The following is a 6877-nucleotide window of genomic DNA, read 5'->3' as shown; positions in this document are numbered from 1 at the left end:
ACTCGTTGTTGCGCTTTCTCGGTGGATGGACATACACCTTCAAAACCGCGCCTAGATTGTGAGCCAGCCTGAAAGACTGAGCACGCAAGGAGTTATCCAGAGGCTCCCAAGGGGCGCCAATATAACAAAACACGTTTTTCATGCATAAGCCTTGCCATGGCGGCCCTGTTGCCTTTGACCCACAATGGCTCAGGCTCTAACCATGTCATGTCAGGCCAGCGCCGGTCAATATTTCAAAATATCATTTCATTATTGTGGGCATGAGCCATTCAGTCACCTACACTGGACACGCTAACCGATCAAAGGACGTTTCCATGGATACGCTGCAACAGTTCTATATCAATGGTCGCTGGGTCACCCCTTCTTCCGTCTGCCAGACTCACGCCGTGATCAACCCCGCCACGGAACAACCTGAAGCACAGATTCCGCTTGGCGAAGCGGCAGACATCGACAGCGCCATCGCCGCGGCCACTGCCGCCTTTACTGGCTGGAGTGAAACGCCGCTGGCCACCCGACTCGAGTACCTGGAAAAGCTGCTGGCGCTGTACCAACAACGCCTGCCCGAAATTGCCGACGCCATCAGCCGAGAGATGGGCGCCCCCATCGGACTGGCCAGCAAGGCCCAGGCCCCCGCTGGTATGGCACACCTCAACAACGCCATCGAAATCGCCCGCGACTTCCCCTTTGAGGAAACCCAGGGCGGCTCGGTGATTCGTCACGAGCCCGCAGGTGTCTGTGCACTGATCACGCCGTGGAACTGGCCCATGAACCAGATCATGTGCAAGCTGGCTCCGGCCCTCGCCGTGGGCTGCACAGTGGTACTCAAGCCCAGTGAATTCGCGGCTCTGTCCGCCAACCTGCTGGGGCAAATGATCGACGAGATTGGCCTGCCTGCCGGCGTGTTCAACATGGTGTACGGCGATGGCGCCAAAGTCGGTCCGCAGCTCTCGTCCGACCCGCGCATTGATGTGGTCTCGCTGACAGGCTCTACCCGGGCTGGCGCCTCGGTGAGCAAGGAAGCCGCCGACACCATCAAACGAGTGTCACTGGAACTGGGCGGCAAATCCGCCAACATCCTGTTGCCCGGTTGTGATCTGGAACAGGCCGTGACCCACGGGGTGCGGGCAATGATGAACAACACCGGCCAAAGCTGTAATGCGCCGTCACGCATGTTGGTTCCCGCCGACCAGCTCGACGCAGCAGAACAGATTGCCGCCCGCGTCTGTGCCAGCATTGCCGTAGGCAACCCGGCCGACAACGCCACCGTCATGGGACCAATCGCCAATGGCCGCCAGCATCAGCGGGTAAAGGCACTGATCGAGAAAGGCATCGAGGAAGGCGCCACCCTGGTATGCGGAGGCACCGCCATGCCCGAGGGCCTGGACACCGGCTACTTTGTCCAGCCCACGGTGTTCAGCCGTGCCAACAACCAGATGACCATCGCTCGCGAGGAAATCTTCGGCCCGGTACTGACCATGATCCCGTACCAGGACCTTGAAGAAGCCGTCGCCATCGCCAACGACACCGATTACGGCCTGTCTGGCTATGTGTTCGGGGATAACGATCAGGCCCGGCAGATTGCCAATCGCCTGCGTACGGGCAATGTGCACCTGAACGGCGCCGGCCCGGATTTCCAGGCCGCCTTTGGTGGCTACAAGCAATCCGGGATCGGCCGCGAATGGGGACGTTTCGGGTTCGATGAGTTCCTGGAAATCAAGTCACTGTTCCTGCCCGGCTGACTCCTGAGCCCATCGGTCAGTCATTAACGGACACAAAACCCCTTGTTTTGTGTACTGGCACTGGCGCCCTCCCCCGGGCGCCGAAGTGCCATTTACCCCTCCGCGTCCACCCCTGATCATCATTACATTGATCAATGTCACAGTGTGACATATAACGGCCAGACAGACCGGGACCAGGAGGATTTATGACAACAACAGCTTCCGACAGCATCAACAAGACCCAGACCAAGACCGCAGAAAAGGTGCCATTGGGCGCCACCGTGAACATCCCCCCACGTCGGCTGGACTTTGAGTTTGATGCCACCACCGCCAAACGCTATTTCTATGCGGACGACCCGTTCCTGAGCGCATTCTGGATCACCCTGTCCACCCTCTTCCCGGAAGGGGAAGATTTCTTTGTGCAGGCCGTTCGGCACTTCCGCAAGGACATTACTGATCCGACGCTTAAAGCGCAGGTGGCCGGCTTTATCGGTCAGGAAGCCATGCACAGCAAGGAGCACGAAGCCTGGAACGAACTGGGCCAGAAATTCGGCTATCCCACCGAAAAGCTGGACAAGACCCTGGGCAAATTGCTGGGAGGGGTCAAAAAATTCACCCCCAAGATTTTCCAGCTGTCTGCCACCGTGAGCCTGGAGCATTACACCGCCATCATCGCCGAGCAGCTGCTGCGCGATGAGTCCCACCGCGAACTGGCCGACCCGGAGACACTGAAACTGTGGCTGTGGCATGCGCTGGAAGAAAACGAGCACAAGACGGTTGCCTACGATGTGTATGAAAAAGTCAGCGGCAACTACTTGCTGCGGGCCGGCACCATGATTCCGGTGACCGTTGTTTTCTTTGCCGTCATCGGGATTTTTCAGGCGCAGATGCTGGCCTCCGATGGCAAATTGCTGGACCTGCGCAACAACTGGAAAGGGCTAAAATTCCTGTTTGGGCGCAAAGGGCTGTTTACCAAGCTCTGGCCGCAATACCTGGATTTCTTCAAGCCGGGTTTCCACCCATCCCAGCACGATACCGATGCGTTGCTGGACGAATGGCGTGAGCGCCTCTTTGGCAAGGACGGCATGCTGACCGAACAACATGAGCAGGCCAGCCAGCGCAAGAAGACGCGTAAAAAGCTTCACTGACGGCGGACATCCGTCATCCCGCCCTTTCCCTCTCACTGTCGCCCTCTCCCGCAAGCGGGAGAGGGCCGCTAACGTTTGAGAGAGCAACGCCCGCCGAACGTTACCGTTTTCTTTGACTCGCGTGTCCTGTACAACATTACCCACCATGGAATGCTGTACATGAAATCTCCGTCTTTTTTCGCGCTGCTGGTGCTGGCGTCCCAGGCTGAAGGGAACGAAACACCGATACTGGAACCGGTGTCCGTCACCAGCACCCGCATGGAACGCCCTCTGGCCGATACCCCTGCCGCCATCACAGTGATAGAGGCGGATCGGCGGCAGCAAGCCCAACCTCGCCTGCAACTGGATGAAAGCCTTAACCGGGTGCCCGGGCTGTATCTGCAGAACCGCTACAATTTTGCCCAGGGCCTGCGCCTATCATCCCGGGGCTTCGGTGCTCGCTCGCCGTTCGGGGTACGCGGACTGCGGGTGAACGTGGATGGGTTCCCGGAGACACTGCCAGACGGTCAGTCGCAGCTGGACAGCATTGATCTCTTCGCGGTGGAACAACTCACCATACTTCGAGGCCCCAGCAGTCTGCTGTACGGCAATGCTACCGGTGGCGTGGTGGATATCCGCACCGCGGCCCAGCCAGTAACAGAATCCGCCAGTGCCACAGTGATCGGCGGCAATGATGCCCTGCGCCAGGCCAACGTTCAGGCCAGTAGTCAGCATCAGCGAAACCACCAGGCCTTCAGCCTGACAGCACTGGATTATGCGGGCCACCGAGAGCAGAGCGAGGTACGCAAGTATCAGTTAACAGCACAAGCCGGTTGGCAACCTGACGAGGATCGTGCCCTCACCGTTTTCCTGACGGCCATGGATACGCCCTATGCCAACGACCCGGGTGGGCTCACCCGCCAACAGGCTCATCAGGACCGTCACATGGCCACCCGCTTTTCGAACACGCTGGACGCCGGCCAGACGGTCGATCAGCAGCGTCTTGGCCTGCACTATCGCGATGACGCCCTGGGCAATGCGGTGATCAACGCCCGGCTGTTTGTCAGCCAGCGGGACTTTCAACAGCAACTTCCGTTTCCTGGCAGCAGCCTGATCGATTACCACCGTCTTTTCTACGGCGCCCGCCTGGATGCCACCCTGCCCTTCACTGTGAGGGATCGGCCTCACCGGCTTCTGGTCGGACTGGATGCAGACCGCCAACAAGATGCCCGGGGACGCCATGCGGTCAATGCCAACGGGGCGATTACCTCGGTCACCGCTGATGAGGATCAGTACGCCACGGCCAGCGGGGTATTCATGCAGCTGGACAGCCATGTGACCGACAACCTGATGCTCACCGTTGGGGCCCGAACCGACCGGTTACGCATGACCATCGACGATCACCTGTTGGGTGACGGTGATAACAGTGGCGAACGGGCGTTTGACGAAACCAGCTACAGTGCTGGCCTTGCCTGGCAGCTTTCACGCCACCACACCCTTTACGCCAACACCGGCACCGCATTTGAAAGCCCGACCTTCACCGAACTGGCCAATCCCTCCGGTGCGGGCGGCTTTAATCCGGCGCTCACCTCACAGACCGCCGTAAACATGGAGCTTGGCGTACGCAGCAGCTTGCTGGACCGACTCTACCTGGAGGCCGCCCTGTTTCGGGTAGACGTTGACGATGAAATCACCCCCTACGATCTGAATGGGCGCACCTTCTACCAGAATGCGGGCAAAACCCGCCGCGACGGTATTGAGCTGTCTCTGGAGCATGCGACTACCAACCATCTCACACTGGCGCTGTCATGGACCTGGTCCGATTTTCGTTTTGAGGAGTTTCAGGACAACCAGCAACAGGCCGATGTGAGCGGGAAACGGCTACCCGGCTTACCAGAGCATCATCTCTACGCCGAAGCATACTGGCAAAACGAAAGCGGCTTGTTTGCCGCTCTGGAAGGGATATTCAGCTCGCATCGCTATGCCGAAAATACCAATGTCACCCGAGTGGGAAGTGAGCTGCTGATCAATCTGAAAGGCGGCAAGCAATGGCGCCTGGGGGAACAAACGTGGAGTCTGTTTGCGGGCATTAACAACCTGCTCGACCGCGAGTATTACAGCAACCTGCGAATCAACGCCAACAGCGACCGACCGGTTAGCGAGCGGGGCTACTTCGAACCCGGCCCGGGTCTGGGTTACTACGCTGGCGTCACCCTGAACTGGTAGAACTCAAACGCTCCCACCCCGGCGCATATGGCCGGGACAGGAACCCGGAACAACGATCAGAACGCTGACACCCCGCCATCCACGGCAATCGCCTGGCCATTCATGTAGCTGTTCGCCGGCGACAACATCATCAGCATTACCGTGACAATTTCTTCCGGCTGGCCGAGACGCTTCATGGGACAACCCGCCGCCAACATGGCATGCACCGTATCCTTGTTCTCGGACAGGTTGCCTTCGTCCACCATGGGCGTATGGGTGTAGAAGGGGCACACCGCATTCACGCGGATGTTGCGCTTGGCAAATTCCACCGCTGCAGTGCGGGTCAGGCCGATCACCGCATGCTTGGCCGCTGAGTAGGCACCAATCTTGGGTGCCCCACCGAGGCCCGCCATGGAGCTCACGTTGACGATACTGCCCCCGTTTTCCTTCATGGCCGCGATCTGGTGTTTCATGCCGTACATCACGCCTTTGACGTTAACGCTGACCTGCTGATCCAGCACTTCTTCGGTGAGCTGATCAAAGGGAATAAAACCGTGGGCGATGCCGGCATTGTTCACCGCCATATCCAGGTGACCGAACTGGGCCAGCGCGGTATCGACCATGGCCTTGCAGTCGGCTTCGCGGGAAACATCACAACGCAGCGCTGCCACTTTCACGCCTTGCCCGGCCAGGGCATCTGCCTGGGCATTCAGGGCATCCATGTTGATGTCACCCAGCACCAGCGCCGCGCCGCGCTTGCCCAGCTCCTGCGCCAGCAACTTGCCAAACCCGCTGGCCGCGCCAGTGATCAAGACAGTCTTGCCGGTAAAATCGAGAATCGGATCCATTATGTTCTCCAAACGGCAGCCATCAGCCATGAGCTATCAGCTGTCAGTTCTTAGCTCATAGCTGATAGCTGATAACTCAGATAGTGAACCCACCATCAACCACCACACATTCACCCGTCACGTAGCTGCTGGCATCGGACACCAGATACAGCACGGTACCGGCCATTTCTTTTGGCTCCGCATGGCGACGCATGGGAATCTGGGAAATGGCGGTCTGGTAAATGTCGTCGTTGGTGAACAGGGCACCGGCAAATTTGGTCTTGGTCAGGCCCGGCAACAGCGCGTTGACGCGAACGTTGAACTGGGCACATTCCTGGGCAAAGGACTTGGTCATGCTGATCACCGCCGCTTTCGAAATGGAATACACACCCTGCATGTCGCCGGGGCTGATGCCATTGATCGAGGCTGTGTTCACGATGGCACCACCACCGTGTTCGCGCATCAGCTTGGCCCCTTCCACGGACATGTAGAAGTAACCACGCAGGTTCACATCCACAGTCTTGTCGAAGGCATCGACCGGGGTATCCAGGATATGCCCGAAGAAAGGATTGGCCGCCGCATTGTTGACCAGAATATCCAGCTTGCCGTGCACCTCACGGATGTGGGAAAAGATGGCCTGAATCTGTGCCAGCTCACCCACGTGACAGGCATAGGCCTCCGCCTTGCCCCCCGCCGCCTTGATGGCATCGGCGACCACCTGACAGTCATCGATCTTGCGACTGGACACAATAACATGTGCCCCCTGCTCGGCCAGCAGCCTGGCAATTTCTTCGCCAATACCACGGCTGGCACCAGTGACCAGGGCAATCTTGCCCTCAAGGTTAAACAGGTTGGTACTCATACTTCTCTCCCGGTTGAAATGAAAAGCGGCACGCCCTGAACAACAGATGGCAACGCGGTTTTTCGTCTGTGCCGTGTGCCCGGCATCTCCACCACCGCGTTCAGGGAAACTCTAAACAACTCCTTGCATGCTCAGCGT

General features: G+C 58.7%; 5 protein-coding genes. 3 read left to right on the top strand and 2 right to left on the bottom strand.

Annotation, left to right across the window (positions count from 1 at the left end; translation table 11 throughout):
* The first annotated feature begins 314 nt into the window (after nt 1-314).
* The 3 genes from Q672_RS30870 to Q672_RS30860 all read left to right on the top strand — a co-directional run bounded on the left by Q672_RS30870 (nt 315) and on the right by Q672_RS30860 (nt 5071).
* A complete protein-coding gene (locus tag Q672_RS30870) occupies nt 315-1739 on the top strand; it encodes an aldehyde dehydrogenase family protein (protein ID WP_022986399.1) in 1425 nt (474 codons plus the stop codon).
* A 185-nt stretch (nt 1740-1924) separates the two neighbouring features.
* Complete coding sequence (locus tag Q672_RS30865) at nt 1925-2866, top strand: metal-dependent hydrolase (protein WP_022986398.1); 942 nt, start codon at nt 1925-1927, stop codon at nt 2864-2866.
* A 159-nt stretch (nt 2867-3025) separates the two neighbouring features.
* Nucleotides 3026-5071 carry a TonB-dependent receptor family protein gene (locus tag Q672_RS30860; RefSeq protein ID WP_022986397.1) on the top strand — a complete coding sequence of 682 codons (2046 nt, stop codon included), beginning with the start codon at nt 3026-3028 and terminating at the stop codon, nt 5069-5071.
* Between the two features lie 56 nt (nt 5072-5127).
* Here the strand turns inward: Q672_RS30860 and Q672_RS30855 are convergent, their stop codons facing one another.
* Both Q672_RS30855 and Q672_RS30850 read right to left on the bottom strand, forming a co-directional pair.
* Nucleotides 5128-5898, bottom strand: coding sequence for an SDR family NAD(P)-dependent oxidoreductase (locus Q672_RS30855; RefSeq protein WP_022986396.1), 771 nt, complete (start codon nt 5896-5898; stop codon nt 5128-5130).
* Nucleotides 5899-5974: 76 nt separating this feature from the next.
* Nucleotides 5975-6739 carry an SDR family oxidoreductase gene (locus Q672_RS30850; RefSeq protein WP_022986395.1) on the bottom strand — a complete coding sequence of 255 codons (765 nt, stop codon included), beginning with the start codon at nt 6737-6739 and terminating at the stop codon, nt 5975-5977.
* Nucleotides 6740-6877 lie beyond the last annotated feature (138 nt).

Origin of the sequence: Alcanivorax sp. P2S70, from assembly GCF_000475295.1 — a bacterium.
In the GTDB taxonomy this organism is placed as follows: domain Bacteria; phylum Pseudomonadota; class Gammaproteobacteria; order Pseudomonadales; family Alcanivoracaceae; genus Alcanivorax; species Alcanivorax profundi.
Note: the sequence above shows the minus strand (reverse complement) of the source record. Positions and strands in the feature narration are given on the sequence as shown.

Coding starts and splice junctions, on each gene's coding strand:
- Q672_RS30870 (WP_022986399.1), top strand. CDS start 315: ATGGATACGCTGCAACAGTTCTATATCAATGGTCGCTGGGTCACCCCT.
- Q672_RS30855 (WP_022986396.1), bottom strand. CDS start 5,898: ATGGATCCGATTCTCGATTTTACCGGCAAGACTGTCTTGATCACTGGC.
- Q672_RS30860 (WP_022986397.1), top strand. CDS start 3,026: ATGAAATCTCCGTCTTTTTTCGCGCTGCTGGTGCTGGCGTCCCAGGCT.
- Q672_RS30865 (WP_022986398.1), top strand. CDS start 1,925: ATGACAACAACAGCTTCCGACAGCATCAACAAGACCCAGACCAAGACC.
- Q672_RS30850 (WP_022986395.1), bottom strand. CDS start 6,739: ATGAGTACCAACCTGTTTAACCTTGAGGGCAAGATTGCCCTGGTCACT.